Consider the following 20160-nt stretch of genomic DNA (forward strand, 5'->3'; position numbering starts at 1 on the left):
ATTGCTTCAGGACGATCGAGCGGAAGCAGTGCATTGTCATCGTAATTTTGGCCCGGAACGGCACCAAATGGGAATTTTTTCCTGCGGTCCATTGACCGCGTGAGGGCAGCAATGGTACATTCTTATCCATGGTGCTGATTTGCGCCAACGACCCGCCCTTGAGGCGGGTTTTGTTTTTGCGCGATGGTCGGTGCGGATGCGGCGACGATTGCGAGGGAACGCGACGCCTCCACATCGTCGCAACGCCTTGATGTCACGGAATGGATCCCTTGGGCTGCCGAGCAGCTCCAGGGGTTTGCGCTGCGTCGCTGCGCTCCTTGCTTCGCTCTGGAATGACGAAGCTGGGATCGCCGGCGCTTTCTCTCGCTTGAACGATGACTTCGCTTCCCGCGGAGGAAAGTCCATCCATGGCCATCCGCATGGTCCCCGCCACGCTGCGCGATCTCTCCTACATCGCCGCCAATCTGCGGCCCGAAGACCGTGCCGAGATCGACTGCCAGCTCGACCATTGGTCGCCGGCGCTTTTGGCGCTCACCGCGCTGCAGGGGTTTGCCTATGTCGCCGAGCTCGACGGCAATCCGGAGGCCGGATTTGGCGCGGCCGAGCAGCGCGGCGGTTTGTGGATCGCCTGGAGCTGGGGCACGCGCCGGATGAAGCGCTGCGTGCCCGGGATCACCGAATTCTTTCATGCCGTGCTCGGGCCTCAGGTCGCGGCGCGCGGCGCCTGGCGGGTCGAGGCCCGCGCCCTGGCCGCCAATGATCTGGCGTTGCGCTGGCTTGGCCGGCTGGGCGCCACGCAACGCTGCCTGCTGCCGGGCTACGGCCGCAACGGCGAAGACTTTTTCCTCTACGACTGGACAAGAGAAGGCTGGAACCATGTGTCTGTTTCAAAAACCACCGGAACTGAAGCCGCTGCCGCCGGCGCCGACGATCAAGGACGAAGATGTCAAGGCTCGCGAGGCGGCATTGCGGGCTGAGCTCGAACAGCGCCAGGGCACGCAGAGCACCGTCAAGACCGACCTCGCGCCGTCGAGCCTCACCGGCCAGCGCCGCGTGCTCCTGGGGCTTTAGACCATGACCGCGATGAAGCGCAGTTTTCGCAAGCGCGTGCTGGACTGGTGGTACTGGCGCCGGCACGGGCGACTGGTGAAGCGACGCGGGTAATCTCCCCCCTTGAGGGGGAGATGTCGCCAAAGGCGACAGAGGGGGTCGGTACGACCGGGCGCCAACCTTCATCTGCCGCAAGAGGCCGCGCCCAGTCGAACCGACCCCCTCTGGCCTGCCGGCCATCTCCCCCTCGAGGGGGGAGATTACGCTCTCCCACGTCACCCCCTTTCCACATCCCAGCGAGGCACCCATGACCGATTCCCGCGCCCGCGATATCCTGTCCCGCCAGTCCGAGCTCGAGACCGAGCGCAGCCAGTATGAGGCTGTGTGGGAGCAGGTGGCGGAGTTCTGCGACCCCGATGCGCCCGATGTCTGGAACGGGCGCCGAAGCGGCGGGCCGGACTCGCAGGCCGAGCGGCAGGAGCGGCGCGGCAGCCGCGTCTATGCCAACACCATCAACTCGGCCGCCAATCGCCTCGCCGCCGGGCTCGAAAGCCTGATCATCCCGCAGTCGGAAAAATGGCATGGGCTGTCGACGGCGGCGATGAATGATGAGGAGACCGACGAGGAAAAGGAATGGGCGGAAAGCTTGCGCGATTTCCTGTTCTCGCTGCGCTATTCCGCCAATTCGAACTTTGTCCCCGCCACGCAAGCCTGCCTGCGCAATGTCGTGCGCTACGGTCCGGCCTATCTCTATGCCGAGGAAGGGTTTGGCTCGACGCTGATCCACTATGCCTCGATCCCGGTGGTCGAGGGTTATCTCAGCCGCAACCGCTGGGGCCAGGTCGACATCTTCCATCGCCGTTACGAGCGCACGGCGCGGCAGGCGGCGCAGCTGCTCGGCTATGACAAGCTGCCGGCGCGCATCAAAATGCTGGTCGACGATCCGGTCAAATGCGAGAGCAAGATCTCGCTGGTCCAGTGCATCCAGCCGCGCGACGAGCGCAGGATGTATCGGCTGGGCGATCAGTACCAGTATCTCGACACGGCGTTTGCCTCCTACCACGTCATCGAGGACGAGGAGGAAATCGCCAGGGAAAGCGGGTTCCGTACCTTTCCGGTGTCGACCTTCAACTGGCGCCGCTACGAGGGCGACCCCTATGGCATCTCGCCGGCCATCGAGGCGCTGACCACGGTGCGCGAGGAAAACGCGGTGCGCCGCTCCGGGCTCCGCGCGTTGCAGCAGATCACCGATCCGGCGACCGCCTCGAAGGCCAGGCTCGACTATGTGCCGGTGCTCAATCCCGGCGAGAATTATCCCGGGCTGATCGACGACAATGGCCGGCCGTTGATCGCGCCCATCACCACCGGGCAGAACCCGACCTATGCCTTCAATTATGCCCAAAGCCGAGCCGACGAGATCCGCGACATGATGTTCGTCAATTTGTTCCAGACGCTGGTGCAGAACCCGCAGATGACGGCGACCGAAGCGCTGATCCGCCAGGAAGAGAAGGGCGCGCTGCTCGGGCCTTCCGGCTCGATCATCCAGGCGGGCTTCGCCACCAATCTCGACCGCGAGCTCGGCATTCTCGTGGACAAGGGCCTCTACGAGGAGGACAGCCGCTTCGTGCCGCCGGAAAGCCTGGCCGGCAAGACGGTGCGGCCGACCTTCACCGGCCCGCTCGACGTGCTCAGACGCTCGGCCGAGGCGCGCGACACCATCCAGGTGGTGACGACGGCCATGCAGATGGCGCAGTTCGATCCGGGCGTCATGGACAATATCGACAGCGACGAGGCGATCAAGATCGTGCAGAGCGCCGGCCGCAGCCCGCAGCGCATCTTCCGGCGCAAGGAAGAGGTCGACGGCATGCGCGATGCGCGGGCCAAGGCCCAGCAAGCCCAGGCCGGCATGGCGGCGATCGCCAGTGCGGGCAAGGCCGCCAAGGATGCGGTGCCGGCGGCGGTGCAGGCGCGCGACAGCGGGCTGCTCGACGGCCTGCAGAACATGCTGCAGGGCGCGGGCGGGCAGGGCGGTGGCCAGGCTGGGCAAGCCATGCCCGGTGGCCAGGCGCCGGCGGGAGGCGGCGCATGAGCGGCAAACGCTTCGCCCACGCCGGCCAGGCCGGCGGCCCGGCCAGGGCGCGGGATGCGCTGACCAAGGCATATCTGCGCGTGTTCTCCGGCGAAGACGGCGAGATGGTGCTGGCCGACCTCGCGGCGACCGTCGGCTACTACAGGCGGCCGTCCTATGGCGAATGGATGGCTCGGACGCGGACGCCCGAAGGCTTCGAGCTGCACAGCGCGCTCAGCAATGCGCGTGCCGAAGTGGTGCAGCATATTATGGGGTTTTTGACACTCGACGAGACACAGCTGGCGGCGCTGGAGAAAGCGGCGCGGGCGGAAGGGTAGGCGGAGTCCGCGAAGCTGCGCCCCCTCCCTCGTCTCTACGGGGAGGGGATGCCGGCAGGCAGGTGAGGGGCGGCGCCAGCATTTCGGAACTTAGCGCTGCCCCCCATACCGTTCCGTGACCCTCTCCCCGCGCACTGTGAGAAGGAGCCAGTCGCGGTCGCCGCGGCCGTGCCGTGATCGCCGGCGCCGCGCGCCCTTTGTTCAAAGCCATTCGAGCAGGAAACAGCCAATGGTCCACGTCATCCCGCTTTCCATCGCCCAGCGCCGGCTTGATACCGGCAACGCGCCGCAATACCCCCAGGGATCGCCGATCGGCGGCGCCATGCAGGGTTTTGGCGAACACCTTTCCGCTGTCGCCGAGCGCTACCAGCAGATGAAGGACCAGCAGGAGGCGTTCGACGCCGAGCTGGCACGCCGCCGGTTCAACGGCCAGATCGCGCAGGCGGAAGACGAGGTGACGGCGAACGCGCCGGCCGACGGGGCCGGCCTGCATGACACCATGTATGGCCAAGTCGATCCGTACAACGGCCGGGTGGTGAAGACCGGGCTGTTCGACAAGCTGTTTGCCGCTGCCTTGCCCGGCATGCCCGAAAGCCAGCGCGCCGCTTTCGCCAGGCAGAAGAAGCGCTGCGTCAAACCGGCGCGCTGCGCATGGCGGCACGGCAGCTTCAGCGGCGCAAGGATTATGAGCAGGCCGAGGTCGACACGGCGCTGAAGACCAGCGCTATCGCCATTGGCAACGCCAACCCCGACGATCACGTCACCTTCGAAGCGGCACGCCAGCAAGGGCTCGACCTGATCGACAAGATGGGTCTCGACCCGGGGATCAGACAGCAGAAGGTGAGGGACTGGTTCGGTACCGCCGCGAAGATGCGGTTCGAGGCGCTGATCGCCAAGGACCCGAAGCGCGCGCTGGAGATATTTGGTGTCGGGACGCCGGCCTCCGGCAGCGGGGCTACGGGCGACAGCGCGCAAGCCGCCGACAGTTCCTTGTCGAGCAGCCCAAACATGGCTGCGGGGAAAGACGACCGTGTCGGCACGCAGACACCGGATGAGCGTATAGCACAGGCGTTCAGGGACGACCTTCCGCAGGCGCAACAGGAAGCGCTGGTTCGAAAGGCGAGAGCGGCCAAGCTCGCTCAGGAGATCGAGATCCGCGCTGCCATCGGTCGGGCCAGACAGAAGCGCCGGACGAGATTGCGCGCACCGGCGCCTATTCCGGCACGATGCCGGGCAAGGATGCTTACAGGATCATCTATGGCCTCGACGAGGGCGACAGGCGCCGGAAGGGTCTCGAGTGGCAGGTCGGCGTCAACAAGCAAGTCTTCGACATGCGGACCATGACGAACAAGGCGGTCAATGCCGCCCTTCTTGATGCCACTTCGGAGTCCGGCCGATCGCAGGAAGATAATCTGCATCGCCTGGCAACCGCCGTTGCCGCTATGCGGGGTTCTCACCGGAAGACGAACCGACGCCTGGGGCTCCGTCGCGGAGTCGGTGCCGGCAATCGCCACAGCCTGGAAAGCCGTGATCGGTGGCGGGCTCGAAGATCCCGACGGGTATAACAAGGAAGCTTACGACAAGGCGATAGCCATAACACTTGCCGCGCAAGAAGGACTGGGCATCGAGAATTCCCAGCTCGTGCCGCAGCACATCATTCAAGAGCTTTCGGACAATCGTAATAGTCCTAGTACGTACCAGCAGGAAAAGAACGCGAAAATAGGCGCGCTGCTTGCGAAAACGTCCGGCCCTGTTGCCCGGGCAGCCGTGGGTAAGCAACTGGCTGCCGCTGATCTGGGTTGGATCATGCCGGTCGAGGCTGGCTATCAACCGCCATCCACGAGTTCAATATTTGCATCGGAGGCCAAAGCGCTTGGCAAACTCGCTGCCAATACGGGGATATCGTTAGGCAGGGTCAGTGACCAGATTGGCTACAACCTTGCTTCACTGGGCGGAGCCAACATCGAAATCTCCGAAAAAGGAAGACGATTACTACGAGCCGGCGAACGACGTTGAAGATTTGATGATGCGTCAGGGATCTGATGCGGCGACCTGGGGCTTGGGTGAAGGTATTGGCAAAGGAATAGCGCGAGCGGCTGAATGGGCCGGTTCCGGGGCGGCCGGGCAAGCAGAACGATCTGCCGGTGTTTCGGCAGTGGCTAAAGCTCGGACTTCCGAAGATGCCACCGGACCGGTTCAGGAACCGGCCGCCGGACAAAACGCAGCGGCAAACACGCCGACCAAGCCACAGCCTGATGATTTCTCGAAGCAACCCGCGACGTCGCTGGATGGTCTGTACTCGGTCGCGCCCAAATGGCAGGCAAATCTTGAGGGCACCGGCCATGAAATTGCTGATTCAGTCGGCGCAGAGTTCGTGACCAAGGGTATTAAGAAGAGGACTACAGCGGACGAAAAGATTGGACGCAAGGGATACGAGGATGCGTCGGGGCTGACTGACGTGGTCAGAGCCGGGTTCGTGGTCAAGACACCCGCACAAGCCGATGAGATCGTCGCCCGGCTCGCTCAGCGGTACGAAATTCTGGATGAAAAGTGGGCTGGAAAAGACAACGGTTACTTCGATCGAAAAGTAATGGTCCGCTTTGATGACGGCACGCTGGGCGAAGTTCAAATGTGGGAGCCGAACATCTACAAGGCTAAGTACGAACTCGGGGGGCAGGATTTTTATACGCGTAGCAGGGGCTTAGAAGAAGGTAGCCCTCAGCAGATTGATCTTGAGGGGCAGGAGGCTGCACTTTACGCTGCGGCTCGTCGCGATACTGATCCACTCTGGAGGGAGGTGTTCGCCAGATTGAAGGGCGGATCAAGTTCGTCGACGTCGAAATAGCTTCGTCAAACCGATTTATCGACCCAGTGCCGCAGACAATATCCTTTGGCAACTAATCGGAGCGGCCTGGAAATAACGGGCTTGCGCTAATGTTCCTCCATTTCTGCATGAATATTCTGGAAGTCAGTGCTATAGTGCGGGAACATTGATTCAAGGAGTCAAACATGACACCACTACCAGACAATAGACCACCACGGTTCGTTGATTGGGACCATCGCCCCGCGATTATTGGCGCGGGAGGCGCGTATGCCAAGCTTAAGCCCAACTCCCCTTGGATTCGGGTTAGTGCTGCGGATGTCCGAAATTCCGCCAACGTGCTTGACGAGCAGGAATGGCGTGAACGCTTCGAAGGGAAGTACGGCGAACTGGAGCCACCCCTGGAACTGGCCAATACACCCTCCAATGTTCCATGGCATTGGCGAGACGGTCAGAAATGACAGGTTGGCATCGGCGAATGTCCTGGATGCCTAGACTTCGCTCAGATCCACCGTGATGCGCATCGGGCTGGTTTTGACGCCCGGCGGCCAACATCGCTGGACCGATCTCGAAAGTTGCCGGGCCGCTTGTGCCGCCGGTTCGGAATGCGGCTCGTAGGATACGACGGTGACCGACTTGACCTTGCCGGCCTTGTCCAGGGTCACTTCGAAAATGGCTTTGATGTGATTGTCGACGGCGTCACCCGGCAGGACCAGGCAATCGCTGATCTGGTCAATGTTCATGGCTTCTTTGGCCTGTGCGGAGACCGAAAAGGCAACCAGCAGTGAGGCTGTCAGAAGTCGCATCGTCACCCCCTTTGGAGAAGAGACGATAGCGTCGAAATGCTTTGGGGGTAAGGGCAGTGCCAGCTTTTCAGGCCTCGGCGCTGCCCCTCATCCGCCCTTCGGGCACCTTCTCCCCGTGGAACGGGGAGAAGGGAGCTGAGGTCTCAATAATTGCCGTTGTAGTAGCGGTCGTCGCAGGGCGCGGTGTAGATGCGGCCGTAGCGGTCCTGGTAGCGGCACATCTCGTCGCCGCGGCGCTGCGGAGTGGTGGCCGAGCCGACGACGGCGCCAAGCAGCGCGCCGCTGGCCGCACCGATGACCGTGCTCTTGGTGTTGCCGCCGATCGCCTGGCCGACGAGAGCGCCGCCGGCGCCGCCGATGAGCGCGCCGGTCGTGGCGCGCTGCTGGCCTTCGGTCTGCGACTGGCAGCCGGCAAGTGCGGCGGTCATCAGCACGGCGGCCATGGCTTTGTGAAAGGTCATGCGAGGTCTCCCTTAAAGGTCTGAAATCCCTATGGATCGTCCCGTGCGGTCGCATTGCGGCGGAACGGGGGCATGGACGCTCACGATATAAGACATGGTTTCTCGGGCGTTGATAGACCGGGGAGGCCAAAACACCTCTTTCGAACAAGGCGCTAGCTCTCGTCCTTGTCAAAATGATTCAGCCTATGACGGCTCGGCCGGATTGAAGTCCGGCCCTTCGCCATCGCTCCGGGCGCTCTTCGTTCGGGAGGCCAAGCAATTGGCTTCCCGTGCGCCGTGCGCACCACTTCTCGCCCCAAAAAATGGAGAAATGCCATGACCCGAGGTCTTCCCCGGACGCTTGTCCGTGCCGCCGCCCGCGAGGCCGGCCTTGCCCCGCCCAAGCTCGGCCTGAAGGCCGTCACCACCGGGCAGGGCGGCGCGTTCCGCACCGTCTTCAGCTTCGCCGGCATGCAGGTGCCGGTTGCCGATGCGCAGGCCTATGCCGCCCAAAAGCTCTTCGATTTCACCGACGGCAAGGTGCGCATCAAGGGCGGCACGGCACGGTTGCAGTTCGCGGTGCTCACCACCCGCGCCTCGACCATCAACGACAATGCGGCGCTGACCTGGTCGCTCGGCTCGGCGGCGGCGTCGAGCGCGACGCTCACTGGGGCCATGGTCAACGTGCTGGCCTCGACGGCGCGCCCGCTGGATGGCGCCGGCGCCGCGCTCTCCACGGCCTCGACCGCCGACATCGCTGCCGCCGCGACACTGGATGGGACGACGACGCCTGTCGACCTCTATCTCAACCTGGCGTTTGCCACCGGCACGGATATCGATGCCGACGGGACGATTGCCGTGACCGGGACGGTGACGCTGCTGTGGGAGAACTGGGGCGATAATGTCTGAACGTGTTGAGCCGAGAGACAGTGCCAGCGCATCGCTACGCCAACAGTGATGTGCTGAGACTCCTTTCCAGCAAGATATGCGATGCGCGGCAGGCAGCAATGTTCTCGACAATTTGATGAAATTGAAAGCCGATCTTTGCGTCTTGTTGCTATTAACGCGCGATGAAAGTTTAATATCTCATGCAGTGGGCAGTTGCCGAGAAATCTGTTATAGTTTTCAGGCGGAGAATTGAGCTGTTCGCCAAGGGGGAGCGACATGGACACGGCGATGGGTTTTCTGAAATTTGGAGCCCTCAGCATTGGCGTCCTGATTCTCGGCTATACAGCCGCGATGTTGAATACCGAACTCAAAAGACCAGTGCCGCGGCCGGAAGCCCGTAATCTCATCTTGATGTTCATGGCCTTCAGCCTTGTGGCGTTCGCCGGTGCCGGTTATCTGGAATACCTCAAACAGGCGTCCGGCCGCGACGTCGAGCGAAATCAGATCGCTGGAATAGTCGGGGAACTTGATACCCGGCTGGACGACAAGGAACGCGCCGAATTCTCCCAAGGGTTCACCAAGGATCAGCAGGACCTGTTCACGCACTACACCGACACTTTGTGCGGGAAAATCAAAGAACTGCGAAAGATACTGGATCCCGACCGGCCAACCACCTGCCGGGTGTCGCAACCGTAACACCGTTCGCTTCCCAGTTGAGTTGACCGCGCTTGAGGGCATTCCCCTTTCTGGCGGGGTGAGAAGCGATCTGCATGGCAGGCGCTGACGCGCGCCGGCATTTCACCTCTATCCGAAACCTTTTTGAGGAACATCACATGACAGATCTGGCAGACGCCGGGTCCGTGGCGGCGCGTGCGCTGCCGGCGGGCAACCCAGTACGGCCACCGGCCAACGGGGACAATGGGTCCGCCCCGGCGGCCGGCAAAAGTTGGTTTGACGGTCTTTCCGAAGGCAACCGCAAGCTCGCTGAAACCAAGGGCTGGACCAAGCCTGAAAGCCTCGATCGGGTTTTCACATCCTATGCGGAACTGGAGCGGCAGCAGGGTGAGAGCCTGCGCGTGCCCGGCCCGGACGCATCGCGGGAAGACTGGGAGCGTTTTCATGCCCGGCTGCCCGAGACCATGCGTCCGGTCACCTCGTCCGAGAAGGTCGAATACCGCCGGCCGGAAGGCCTGCCGGAAAACTTCGCCTATTCGGACGAGCTCGCCAATGCGTCCAAGGCCTGGGCGGTCGAAGCGGGTGCAAGCCCGAAGATCGCACAGGCCTACCACGACAAGTTCGTCGGCTACATGGCCGAGCAGGCCGCGCGCCAAGAGATCGCGCTCGCCCGCTCGGTGGAAGCCACCCATGACGACCTTGTCCGGGACTGGGGACCGACCAACAGCGACGGCTTTCGCCAGAAGCTCGAGGTCGCCAACCGGGCGATGAAGAAGCTCGGCCTGGTCCACGCCTACAAGGCGAAGGGCATCCTTCTGCCTGACGGGGCGCTGACCGATCCGCAGATCGCCAAGGCCTTCCACGCCATTGGCGAGGCGATGTTCAGGGAAGACACGATCGACGGCGGCGCCGGGCGCAGCGGAGGCAATCCGTTCAAGCGCAACGCCGCCGGCGAACGCAACCTGACCGCCATTTCAGCCCTCGTCAAAAGCGACCCCGCCCGTGCCCGGCGGTTGGCTCGCGAGGCCGGGGAGAATCCGGACCGCTGGATGCCGAACAACCCCCTCTAAGCTGTGTCGATATTCAGGTGATCCCGGCCTGCAAACGATGGCTTTCTGCGCTTCCGGTGCTCACGGACCCAAATGTCCGCTCCGCTCCGGTTCTCGAAAGCCATCATTTTCGGCTCGGCCTGACCTGAATCTCAACACACCTTCACCACCAACCCAAACTGAAGGAAGAGAAAAATGGCAGATGCCTACACCCGCATCGCGGACGCGATCGTTCCGTCCGTCTATGCGCAATATGCTTTCGAGGAACATGTGCAGTCGCTCGAAATCTACCAGGCCGGAATCCTGTTTTCCGACCCGGCCATCTCGTCCAAATTGTCGATGGGCGGCCGCTCCGTCGACATGCCCGGCTGGAAAGATCTCGGCAACGATCCGTCCGAGCCGGTCAATGACGATCCGGCCGATTCCATCGAGATGAAGAAGGTCGGCTCGCGCCGCGAGGTCGCCGCCCGCAACGTCCGCGCCCAGGCGTGGGGCGTTCCGGACCTGACCTCGATCCTGGCGGGCGACGATCCGCAGAAGCTGATCGTCAAGCGGCAGACCGAGTACTGGCAGCGCGCCAACAAGCTGACCCTGCTCGGCATCCTGAAGGGGGTCGTCGCCGACAACATCGCCAATGATGGTGGCGACCTGGTGCGCACCACCGGCGCCTCCATCGTCGACACCGACATCATCGAGGCGGCCTATCTGATGGGCGATCGCGCGGACAAGTTCAAGACGATCTGGATGCACTCCAAGCAGATGAAGGCGCTGAAGCTCGCCGACCTCATCGACTATGTGCCGTCGTCCGAGCAGGGCGGGCCGCTGATCCCCTACTACATGGGGCTGCGCGCCGTCGTCGACGACGACATTCCGGTGACGGCGGGCGTCTACACCGCCTTCATGTTCAAGGACAAGGCGATCCTGTGGAACGAGCTGCCGGTCAACACCGAGGGCGGCCCGCTGGAGTTCGACCGCAAGCCGCGCCAGGGTCATGGCGGCGGCGTCACCGAAATGGTCGGCCGCCGGCATTTCGTGCCGCATGTGCCCGGCACCCGCTTCCTCGACGCCTCTTCGGCCGGCGAATTCGCCACCGATACCGAGCTGGCGCTGGCTGTGAACTGGGACCGCACCGCGTCGAGCGTCAAGAACATGACCTTCATCGCGCTGAAGACGACGGAGGCCTGACCGGGCCGAGGCGAGAGGGCGGGGCAGGGTGCCCCGTTCTCGGTCGGCAACCTGCTGGCAAACGCGTCCGCCGTCAGGCACGCTGTCTGAAGCGGCATCAGCGGATCTCAAGGAATGAAACCAGAGGCCTCGATCTTGCTTCGGCTTCCAACGGTGTTGTTGCTGGTCGTTGCTTCTGTCGTGCCGGTTTCCGCCGCCGAGATCAGCGAGCCGACACATGGTGTGACCCTGACCTATCAGGATGCGCTCTGGTCGGCGGCGATCGAGGATCAGGACATCGATCTCAAATGCAAGTCCGATGCCTGCGGCGGCGAGAGCGGCGAATGCGAGGTGATGCTGACCATGAACAACGCAGCGCTGACGTCGCGGCAGTTCTTTGACGCGTATCAGAAGGAATTCACCGACAATCTGGTGGAAGAGTTCGACAAGCTCGGCGTCGACCCCGTCGTGGTCGATCCGCCGACCAATTTCATGGAAGGCGGCGTTATCGTCTCGATATCCTCGATCCGCTACGACGAATCCGGCACGCCGACGCGGGCTTGGGCGGCCGCGCAGGAAGCGCGGTTCGGCGCCGTCACGCTGACCTGCTACGGTAGCGAAGACAAATACCAGACCGCTGAGATGGCCTGGCTGGCGCTGGTCAAGGACATCACCATTCCGAAGCAGTGAGGATCCCGGCAGCTTCGGCGCCGGTGCTCCACCGACCACGATTTTCCCAAGCCGCTTCCAAGCGGCTTTTTTCATGCCTGGAGACAATCATGACCCTTGCTCGACCCGTATGGACGAGGCGCTGAGCCATGGCCATCACCCCGCTCGATATCGCCAATATGGCGCTGGCCGTGCTCGACGAGGCGCCGATCGACAGTCTCGATCAGGACGTCAAGGCGGCGCGCCTGTTGAACCTGCATTTCGACCTGACATGCGAAGCCGAACTGACCAAATACGCCTGGGTGTTCGCGATCCTGCGCGCCAATGTGGTGGGGTCGGACAGCGGCGGCAATGATTGCGGCTTGAACGTCGCCTATGAACTGCCGGCCGACTGCCTGCGGCCGCTGCCCTTGACCCACAATGGCGAACCGGACGGCGTGCCGATCTCGTGGCGCCAGGAGGCGGGTCTGATCTATTCGGACCAGCCGGGTCCATTGACCATCCGCTACCTCGCCAACCTCACCGATCCCAACGACTGGGACGCGCTGTTCACCGAGGTGCTGGTAGCCGCGCTTGCCATCAAGGTCGCGCATCCGCTGACCCACAAATCGGGCATGATCGACATTGCCCGTTCGGCCTATGACCGGGCGCTGGATGCGGCACTCAACGCCAATGCCATCCAGCGCGGTGGCCGGTTCTACACCGCCTCCTGGTCCAGCCAGCGCGGCGACAGCAGGATGGTGCGCTGATGACGACGCTTTATCCCGTCCAGGATGTTTTCACGCGTGGTGAAATCAGTCCGCGCTTGCATGCCCGCGCGTCGCTCGATTTCTATCGGGCGGCGCTTGCCCGATGCGAGAACTTCCTCACGCTGCCGCATGGCGGCATCCGCAAGCGCGGCGGCACCTATTTCGCCGGCGAGGTCAAGACATCGGCCAAGAAGACGCGGCTGATCCCGTTCATCTTCTCGGCCGACCAGGCCTACGCGCTCGAATTCGGCGACCTCTATATCCGCGTCTACGCCTATGGTGCGCGCGTCGGCACGGTGGAGGTCGCCTCGCCCTATCTGGAAGCGGACCTGTTCGAGCTCGCCTATGTGCAGTCGGCCGACCAGATGTGGATCAGCCACAAGGACTATCCGCCCAAGGTGCTGACGCGCACCGCGCACACCACCTGGTCGCTGGCAGACTTCACCTTTCTCGATGGCCCCTATGACGAAATCAACACCACGCCGACGACGCTCACCCCGGCGAATACTGGCCACGCCACGCCGCAGATGACCTCCGCCACGACACCGAGCGGCACCGTTACTGACAACGGCACGGGCACAACCAGTTGGAGGGCCTTTGACCGGGCAATAAACGGCTCCGTCACTGTGTCGACGGGGAGCAGCGGGTTTCTTCAGTACCAGTTCCCCGCCGGTCAGGGAAAGGCGGCGAACGCCTACTGGATCTCTGCATCGGAGGATGCCGCCAAATGGGGCGACACGCCGACACAATGGAAACTGTCAGGTTCAAACAATGGCGTGAATTACGTCTCGCTGGATGGCCGGAGCGGGGAACGGGGCTGGTCCGGCTCGGAAGTGCGCTTTTACGAGTTTCAGAACCAGACGACCTATGAATACTACAAATTCGACTTCTCCGGTGGCGGCGGGGACGACGCCAACAACACCGGGATCTCAGAGGTTGCGTTGGCCGAGAACGGCGACATGATGACGCCGTTCGACCTTACCGCGTCCAGCATATCCGGCATCAACGGCGGTACGGGCTTTCAGACAACCGATGTCGGCCGATCAATCCGACTGCTCGGCGCCGACAATGTTTGGCGCTGGGCCAAGATCACAAGTCGCACCAGCACGACAGTGGTCAAGGTCAGGCTCTATGGCCACGCCTTGCCCGACTTCTCTCCGATCACACGCTGGCGGCTGGGTACGTTCGTGCCTGGGAAGTATGTCGAAAGCGGATCGCTGTACGAAGAGCGCCTGGCCTTCAGCCGCAAGTTCTCGGTCTACGCATCGAAAACCGGCGACTTCGACAATTTCGCGTTGGGCGAGAAGGACGATGATGCGCTGGAGTTCGTCCAGGCCGGCGGCGGCCAGGCCAACGACATCCAGTGGATCGCGGAATCGGACGGCGCCTTGATGATCGGCACCTCAGGCGGCGTGCGCGCGCTTTCGGGCTCGGGCATCGACGAGGCGCTGACGCCGTCTTCGTTCAAGAACCGGCGCTCGCGCACCTTCGGCTGTGCCCGCATCCGCCCGGTCGATGCCGGCCAGTCGTTTCTCTATGTCACGCGCTCGCGCAAATCCATCGCCGAGCTGACGCAGACGGCGCAGAGCCGTTTCACCTCGGACGATGTCGGCCAGATTTCCGAGCACATCCCCAAGCAAGGCGTGGTCGAGCTGGCCTTCCAGACCGACCCTGACCCGTTGCTGTGGTTCCCGCTCGATAATGGCGAACTGGGCGGTTACACCCACCAGCCATCCCAGGAAGTCAGAGGCATGCATCGGCATCGCCTGGGCGGCAGCTTCACCGGGGTAGACTGGGCAATTGTCGAAAGTGCCTGTGTTACGCCTGGCCAGGATGGCAATGATGATCTGTGGCTGGTCGTCAAGCGCACCATCGGCGGCGTGACCAGGCGCTATATCGAGATCAAGACCGCGCCGTTCGAATATGGCGCCGTCGCTGACGCCTTCGAGGTCGATTGCGGGCTGACTTATATGGGCGCCGCGGTGGCCACGGTGGGCGGCGCGGCACACCTTGCCGGCCAGTCCGTCGACGTGCTGGCCGACGGCAAGGTCTACCATGGCCTCACCGTGAGCGGCGGTGGCACGGTGACGCTGCCGGGCGGCTCGACTGCCGCCAAATGGCAGCTTGGCCTGCCCTATGCGGCGGCCGCCGACACGCTGGAACTCGATGTCGGCGGCAAGGACGGCTCCATCATCGGCCGCCGCAAGAAGGTGGCGAAAGCGATCCTGTCGCTGCTCGAGACCGACACTACGGGGCTCGAGGTGCAGTCCTTCATGCGCGGTCGCTGGGAGCCGGTGCGCATGCCCTCAATCGTCGCACCCGACGGCGGGGCGACGCTGTTCACCGGCAATGTCGAGGTGCCGATCGACGACAGCTGGGAAGGGCAGGGCCGGGTACGCATCCGCCACGTCAACCCGACGCCCGGCACGATCAGGGCGTTCACGCCGGTGTTCGACGCCGAGCCGTAGTTGATCTCCCCCCTCGAGGGGGAGATGTCGCCGAAGGCGACAGAGGGGTCGGTACGACGGGACGCGACCTCCTAGCCTGAAACGATGCCGGCGCCTCACGCGAGGCGCCAACCTTCATCCGCCGCAGAAGGTCGCATCCGGTCGTACCGACCCCCTCTGGCCTGCCGGCCATCTCCCCCTCGAGGGGGGAGATAACACTCCCCACAGGGAACCCACCCAATGACATCCCCCCATGCCGAAACCCTCGGCAGGGCGCGGACGGCTGCCGAATTCGCGGCCGTCATCGCTCTGCTCGACACCGACCTCAACGACGCGCTCGCCTGCAAGAGCGAACTGGCTGAAGCCGAGGACCGCGCGGTCTTCGGCGATGGCGACCTGGCTGCAGCGCGTGCCGCGCTCGACGACTGCAACGACCGGATCGCGCTGCTGGAAAAAACCATCGACGCCGCCGGCAAGCGCCGCGCGGAAGCCGCGCGCGGCGAGGCCCGCGCCGACATCGCCGCACTCGGCGAGGAGATCAAGGCCAGGGCAGCCCTGCTTGTCGACCGGTGGCGCGCCGTTCATCGTCTGGTCGAGCAGCTGCGCCAGGAACTGTTCGAGGCCGATGCGCTCGCCCGCGGCATCGCCACCGCCAATGGCCTGTTCGACGCCGCCGGCGTCGGCGAGCTGAAGGTGAACCTGACCACCACACGCCGCGCCGCCATGGCCGGCGCTCGGGCCACCCCGCCCGCCCGGCTCAGCCGGCCGGCGCTGCAGGCGGACAGGGTGCTGCTCTCCTTCCTGACCCCCGGCGGTGCGCTCGACCCGCGCCCGCCGCTCGGCGCGCCCGTGGACGGCGTCAAAAGCAAATTCATTCCCGCAACTCCCTCTCTGAGCGAACGAGGCTGAACCATGTGCACACTTGCCCTTCTTGGACTGGCGGGCACGGCCCTGTCGGTTGGCGGCGCGCTGGTCGAAGGCCAGCAGTCGAAGCAGATGGCCGACTATCAGACCAAGGCCTATGAGCAGCAGGCGCAGGCCGAGGCACAAAGCGCGGCCTTCGAACAGAGCCAGGAGCGCCACAAGCAGGATCTGCTGCAGGCCCAGGCGCGCGCCCAGGCCGGCGCCTCCGGCGTCGGCATATCCGGCTCGCCGACCGAGGTGCTGGACGCCAATGCCAGGCAAGGTCAGATGGACCTCGACGCGATCCAGTACAGCTCGCAGCTGCGCCAGAACAACCTCAACAGTCAGGCCGCCATTTCGCGCTTCTCCGGCAAGCAGGCGGTGACGGCATCGATCTTCAACGCCGGCAGCGCGCTCGTTGGCGGCCTCTCCAAAATCTACGACCCGACCAAGGCTGTGAGCCTCGGCGGTTCGGCATTTTTCGCCCGGGCAAGCGCCGCCATAGCCGGCGGCTATTCGGGACTCTACTGAAATGGTCCACGTCATCCCCCTTTCCATCGCCCAGCGCCGGCTCGATACCGGCAACGCGCCGCAATACCCCAGGGCTCGCCGATCGGCGGCGCCATGCAGGGTTTTGGCGATCACCTTTCCGCTGTCGCCGAGCGCTATCAGCAGATGAAGGACCAGCAGGAGGCGTTCGATGCCGAACTGGCCCGCCGCCGGTTCAACGGCCAGATCGCGCAAGCGGAAGACGAGGTGACGGCAAATGCGCCGGCCGACGGCGCCGGCCTGCATGAAGTCATGTACGGCCAGGTCGATCCGTACAGTGGCCGGGTGGTCAAGACAGGCCTGTTCGACAAGCTGTTTGCCGCCGCCTTGCCGGGTATGCCCGAGAGCCAGCGCGCCGCTTTCGCCGGGCAGAAGGAACCGCTGCGTCAAACCGGCGCGCTGCGCATGGCGGCACGGCAGCTTCAGCGGCGCGACGACTATGAGTTGGCCAAGTGGACCAAGGTCGACACCATGTCGACGAGCGCCATCGCCCAAAGCGACCCGAACGACACCGCGAACTTCGAGGCGATCCGGCAGAGCGGGTCCGACCTGATCGCCAAGATCGGCAACCCGCTTGCCCGGCAAGCGGCGGAAGCCGCCTGGCGCACCAACACGGCCAAGGCGCTGGTCCAGGCGATGATCGCCCAGGACCCGAAGCGGGCTGCCGAGATGCTGGGCGCGGCGCAGGGCCGGACGAAGGACGATGCCGTCGTTGGTGGCTCCAGTGCCTCGGACAGTGCAAATGCGGCGGCCGCGAAAGGCGATCGCGTTGGAACGCACACGCCAGATGAAGCCGTGGCGCAGGCGTTCGGCGGAAGCGACTCGACGACGCCGGAAAACAAGACAGCCATCCCACTCGACGCCATCACCTATCTGAAGCCAGGCGATGTTGCGGCGCTGAAGGACCAGGCCAACAGCGCCACCGCAGCCCAACTGATCGGTGCGCGTGCAAGGGTCCTGCTTGCGGAGCAGAACGCACCGGCCGTCATCGCCGCCACGGGCAAATATCCGGAGGAGGAGCCGACCGCTCAGGATTTCGTCAACATCTACGGAGCCGAGGACGGCCCGCAGCATTTCGATCAGTTCAGGACAACGGCCGGCGTCGCCAAGTCTTTCTTCGACATGTATCGGGCGCCGAACCAGGCAATACATGCCGAGCTTCGGGATTTCGAACCAAGCCCCAACGGCTCGCTGGAAGAGCGCGAGCGATACGAGGTAAGAGCCGGCGCCGCCCAATTGATCATGGGCGCCCGCGACGCCGATCCTGTCGCCTACATCAGCCAGATATTCCCCGGCAAGGCTCCGGACTGGAGCAAGGTCTCAACGCCCCAGGATTTTCAAGCCGCCATCACGTGGGCCTGGGCTGCTCAACAGCAGATGGGCTTCGGCAAGGTCTTGGCGGTTCCGCAGGCGCTCTCGGACAGCTTCGGCGCGAGATACGTCGATGAGAGCGCGCCATTGCGGCAGCGCATCATCGAACTGAGTGAGTTTCTCAAGGCCGTGCGCGATCCGGAGGCGCGCTTCACATTCGCCGGGCAGGTTTTCCAGTCCGCCTTGGCTCGCCTGCGCCAAAACGCGGCAAACAATCCGAAGATCGCGCCGGCAGAGCTGGAAGCTCAGGGAAAGGCCCTCGAGGCCGGTTTGATCGAGATGGCCCTGCACCCCGCCCGTGTGCGGTTCAACGCCGGCTCATGGTGGCAAAAGCCGATTGCGGCTGTGAACGACAGCGTCAGGCTCGCGGCCAACGGCGCGACATTCGATCAGGCCGATAAGTTCGCCGCGGGAATGAAATGGCTTTTCTCCGACAAAAGCTACAGCGAGTTGCAGGCAGCCGAGCAAGCCGAAAGCGAGGATGCTGAAGATCGTGCCGGCTCGGCCGGCATAGCCGCGAAATTGCTCGGCGCTTTCGCAACCGGCCACGGCATTCAGAGCGCGGGCCTCACCTTCACGGGAAAGTTCGCGGCAGAAGGTCTGAAGGGCATACCCGGCCTTTTCGCACGAAGCTCGACCATGGCAGCAGACGGCGCTGTGTTCGGCGGTGTCCATGCCGCTCTAAACGGCCGGAACATCGTAACGGAGATGAGCACCGGAGCACTGTTGGGTGCAGGTGGCAATGCCCTTGCCGAGGGTTTGAGTGCGGTTGGCGGTCAGGTGGTGAGAAGGCTCACCAGGCGCCAGGCCGATTCAGGGGCATCTGCCGCTGAGGGCAGGGGAAGTGATGCGGGCATCAAGGCGTTGGAGGAAGGCGCGTCCGAGGGGGCAGACCTCTATCAAGGCGTCGATTTATCCAAGCCTGCGCCGGAACTTGCCGCAGGAGAGGCGAATGCCAGAGCAACTCACCTACCGACCGGCCGATTTTATAGTGTAGTGTTTGAAATGAGACTAGCCCCTACGTCATATCCGGGTATCTCACGCGATCTACATTATCAAGAAGCAAACGAGGCGCTGTTGCAGGCGATGGAGGGAGAAGCGGCTTTCGCTCAAGCCATGCAGAATCATGGAATTAATCTTCGGAGAACGCCGAGGGGGCTGGCTCCCCAAAACGCGCCTGATGGTTTCTCGTGGCATCACGCCGATGAGTCCGGAGTGATGCAACTCGTGCCTAGATCTCAGCATGATCCTGGTACCATCTTCCAGAAGGTTCTGCATCCGAATGGCAAAGGAGGGTTTTCTCGATGGGGAAAGTAGGCAGGCTGATAGAGATAGTCGAAAGGCTGTCGGAGTTTGACGAGTACGACACGATTTATGCGTCGGAGCCTTGGACCGAGGATTCGGATGCGATGGTTGCTACCGGGCTAGACACGGGAAGATCGCCACCGGAGGCCGTCGAAGCGGGTTTGGAATATTTTCTTGAGATACATATCTCTAGAGAAGTCATCGAGGGTTGGCTTGCCTCGATAGAAGAAAAACCTAGCCTATCGGCAGTTTGTCAAAGGCTTATCCAATACGCCGTCAATGACGCATAGGAGATAGAATGGAAAATAATCCGCGCTATGACGGAAAGCCGTTGCTTAAACTCTTGGAATTCTATGTTCTATGGGTAATTGGGGAGTTGCCGGAAGAAGTGGATAAATCCTTGAAGGCGATAGCTCCCAAACTGCACGCTCTCTACGGTGGCGATGGACACTGGCAAGGTGCAATTGCCGCATCGGTTCATTTTTCCGAGGAAATACCGGCCGAAATCCGGGGGCTATGGGCAAGAAACCTCGAAATCGCTCGGGACAACAACGTAACGCTTTCGCCTCAGAAATTTTCCGAGATGTTCGTCGATGAAAATTTCGATAATTGAATGCTCTTTTCTGGCCGATTTGGTGCGAGGCGTCAACGAATTACGGTGACGGTGAATTACGGTGACAGTGCTGGACTGCACCCCATGGGTCATCCTCCAGGATAACCTGTCACAGAAATTGCAGTGTCTCACCCATGGGGTGCAGTCCAGTCCATTTTAATCAATCGTCCCCAATATCGCTGGAGTGAACCACCGGGCGGAGATATGGGGGAATAGTGCACTGTCACCGTAAGCATCACCTGGTGACTCAGGCGA

The 20160-nt window shown here is 63.0% G+C and carries 21 protein-coding genes; 19 read left to right on the forward strand and 2 right to left on the reverse strand.

What is annotated here, in order from left to right; all coding sequences use genetic code 11:
* The first annotated feature begins 407 nt into the window (after positions 1-407).
* The 7 genes from AC0V8S_RS16695 to AC0V8S_RS16725 all read left to right on the forward strand — a co-directional run bounded on the left by AC0V8S_RS16695 (position 408) and on the right by AC0V8S_RS16725 (position 6301).
* Positions 408-977: a hypothetical protein gene (locus AC0V8S_RS16695; protein ID WP_475438406.1), complete on the forward strand. Its 570-nt coding sequence runs from the start codon at positions 408-410 to the stop codon at positions 975-977.
* Between the two features lie 380 nt (positions 978-1357).
* Positions 1358-3139, forward strand: a complete 1782-nt coding sequence (locus AC0V8S_RS16700) for a portal protein (protein ID WP_475438407.1) — start codon at positions 1358-1360, stop codon at positions 3137-3139.
* A complete protein-coding gene (locus AC0V8S_RS16705; RefSeq protein ID WP_475438408.1) occupies positions 3136-3456 on the forward strand; it encodes a Bbp19 family protein in 321 nt (106 codons plus the stop codon). The genes AC0V8S_RS16700 and AC0V8S_RS16705 overlap by 4 nt, the downstream gene beginning before the upstream one ends.
* A 229-nt stretch (positions 3457-3685) precedes the next feature.
* The gene (locus AC0V8S_RS16710) at positions 3686-4171 is read left to right on the forward strand and encodes a hypothetical protein (protein ID WP_475438409.1); all 486 of its coding nucleotides are present in this window, start codon (positions 3686-3688) and stop codon (positions 4169-4171) included.
* A complete protein-coding gene (locus tag AC0V8S_RS16715; RefSeq protein ID WP_475438410.1) occupies positions 4108-4800 on the forward strand; it encodes a hypothetical protein in 693 nt (230 codons plus the stop codon). Before AC0V8S_RS16710 ends, AC0V8S_RS16715 begins: the two co-directional genes overlap by 64 nt.
* Positions 4801-4953: 153 nt before the next feature.
* The gene (locus AC0V8S_RS16720) at positions 4954-5472 is read left to right on the forward strand and encodes a hypothetical protein (protein WP_475438411.1); all 519 of its coding nucleotides are present in this window, start codon (positions 4954-4956) and stop codon (positions 5470-5472) included.
* On the forward strand, positions 5396-6301 hold the full coding sequence (locus AC0V8S_RS16725) for a nucleotidyltransferase family protein (RefSeq protein WP_475438412.1): 906 nt from the start codon (positions 5396-5398) through the stop codon (positions 6299-6301). The genes AC0V8S_RS16720 and AC0V8S_RS16725 overlap by 77 nt, the downstream gene beginning before the upstream one ends.
* Positions 6302-6768: 467 nt before the next feature.
* Here the strand turns inward: AC0V8S_RS16725 and AC0V8S_RS16730 are convergent, their stop codons facing one another.
* A complete protein-coding gene (locus AC0V8S_RS16730; protein ID WP_475438413.1) occupies positions 6769-7083 on the reverse strand; it encodes a hypothetical protein in 315 nt (104 codons plus the stop codon).
* 143 nt (positions 7084-7226) lie between these two features.
* Positions 7227-7544 (reverse strand): YMGG-like glycine zipper-containing protein, encoded by a 318-nt coding sequence (locus AC0V8S_RS16735; RefSeq protein ID WP_096447789.1) that lies wholly within the window; start codon positions 7542-7544, stop codon positions 7227-7229.
* A 315-nt stretch (positions 7545-7859) separates the two neighbouring features.
* Between AC0V8S_RS16735 and AC0V8S_RS16740 the strand changes: the two genes are divergently transcribed.
* The 12 genes from AC0V8S_RS16740 to AC0V8S_RS16795 all read left to right on the forward strand — a co-directional run bounded on the left by AC0V8S_RS16740 (position 7860) and on the right by AC0V8S_RS16795 (position 19905).
* A complete protein-coding gene (locus AC0V8S_RS16740) occupies positions 7860-8432 on the forward strand; it encodes a hypothetical protein (protein WP_475438414.1) in 573 nt (190 codons plus the stop codon).
* Positions 8433-8687: 255 nt separating this feature from the next.
* Positions 8688-9107: a hypothetical protein gene (locus AC0V8S_RS16745; RefSeq protein ID WP_183461121.1), complete on the forward strand. Its 420-nt coding sequence runs from the start codon at positions 8688-8690 to the stop codon at positions 9105-9107.
* 137 nt (positions 9108-9244) lie between these two features.
* Positions 9245-10156: a hypothetical protein gene (locus AC0V8S_RS16750; RefSeq protein WP_475438415.1), complete on the forward strand. Its 912-nt coding sequence runs from the start codon at positions 9245-9247 to the stop codon at positions 10154-10156.
* Positions 10157-10330: 174 nt separating this feature from the next.
* The gene (locus AC0V8S_RS16755; RefSeq protein WP_183461117.1) at positions 10331-11320 is read left to right on the forward strand and encodes a Coat protein; all 990 of its coding nucleotides are present in this window, start codon (positions 10331-10333) and stop codon (positions 11318-11320) included.
* A 114-nt stretch (positions 11321-11434) separates the two neighbouring features.
* Positions 11435-11989 (forward strand): hypothetical protein, encoded by a 555-nt coding sequence (locus tag AC0V8S_RS16760; protein WP_475438416.1) that lies wholly within the window; start codon positions 11435-11437, stop codon positions 11987-11989.
* A 128-nt stretch (positions 11990-12117) separates the two neighbouring features.
* Positions 12118-12717 (forward strand): phage connector family protein, encoded by a 600-nt coding sequence (locus tag AC0V8S_RS16765; RefSeq protein WP_183461112.1) that lies wholly within the window; start codon positions 12118-12120, stop codon positions 12715-12717.
* Positions 12717-15185: a phage tail protein gene (locus AC0V8S_RS16770; protein WP_475438417.1), complete on the forward strand. Its 2469-nt coding sequence runs from the start codon at positions 12717-12719 to the stop codon at positions 15183-15185. Before AC0V8S_RS16765 ends, AC0V8S_RS16770 begins: the two co-directional genes overlap by 1 nt.
* A gap of 219 nt (positions 15186-15404) precedes the next feature.
* The gene (locus tag AC0V8S_RS16775; protein ID WP_475438418.1) at positions 15405-16073 is read left to right on the forward strand and encodes a hypothetical protein; all 669 of its coding nucleotides are present in this window, start codon (positions 15405-15407) and stop codon (positions 16071-16073) included.
* Between the two features lie 3 nt (positions 16074-16076).
* The gene (locus tag AC0V8S_RS16780) at positions 16077-16598 is read left to right on the forward strand and encodes a virion core protein, T7 gp14 family (protein ID WP_475438419.1); all 522 of its coding nucleotides are present in this window, start codon (positions 16077-16079) and stop codon (positions 16596-16598) included.
* Between the two features lie 93 nt (positions 16599-16691).
* A complete protein-coding gene (locus AC0V8S_RS16785) occupies positions 16692-19304 on the forward strand; it encodes an HNH endonuclease (RefSeq protein WP_475438420.1) in 2613 nt (870 codons plus the stop codon).
* Positions 19292-19582, forward strand: a complete 291-nt coding sequence (locus AC0V8S_RS16790; protein WP_095203850.1) for a hypothetical protein — start codon at positions 19292-19294, stop codon at positions 19580-19582. Before AC0V8S_RS16785 ends, AC0V8S_RS16790 begins: the two co-directional genes overlap by 13 nt.
* Positions 19583-19590: 8 nt before the next feature.
* Positions 19591-19905 carry a hypothetical protein gene (locus AC0V8S_RS16795; protein ID WP_183461103.1) on the forward strand — a complete coding sequence of 105 codons (315 nt, stop codon included), beginning with the start codon at positions 19591-19593 and terminating at the stop codon, positions 19903-19905.
* Positions 19906-20160 lie beyond the last annotated feature (255 nt).

The sequence above is a fragment of the Mesorhizobium oxytropidicola genome (assembly GCF_056174625.1).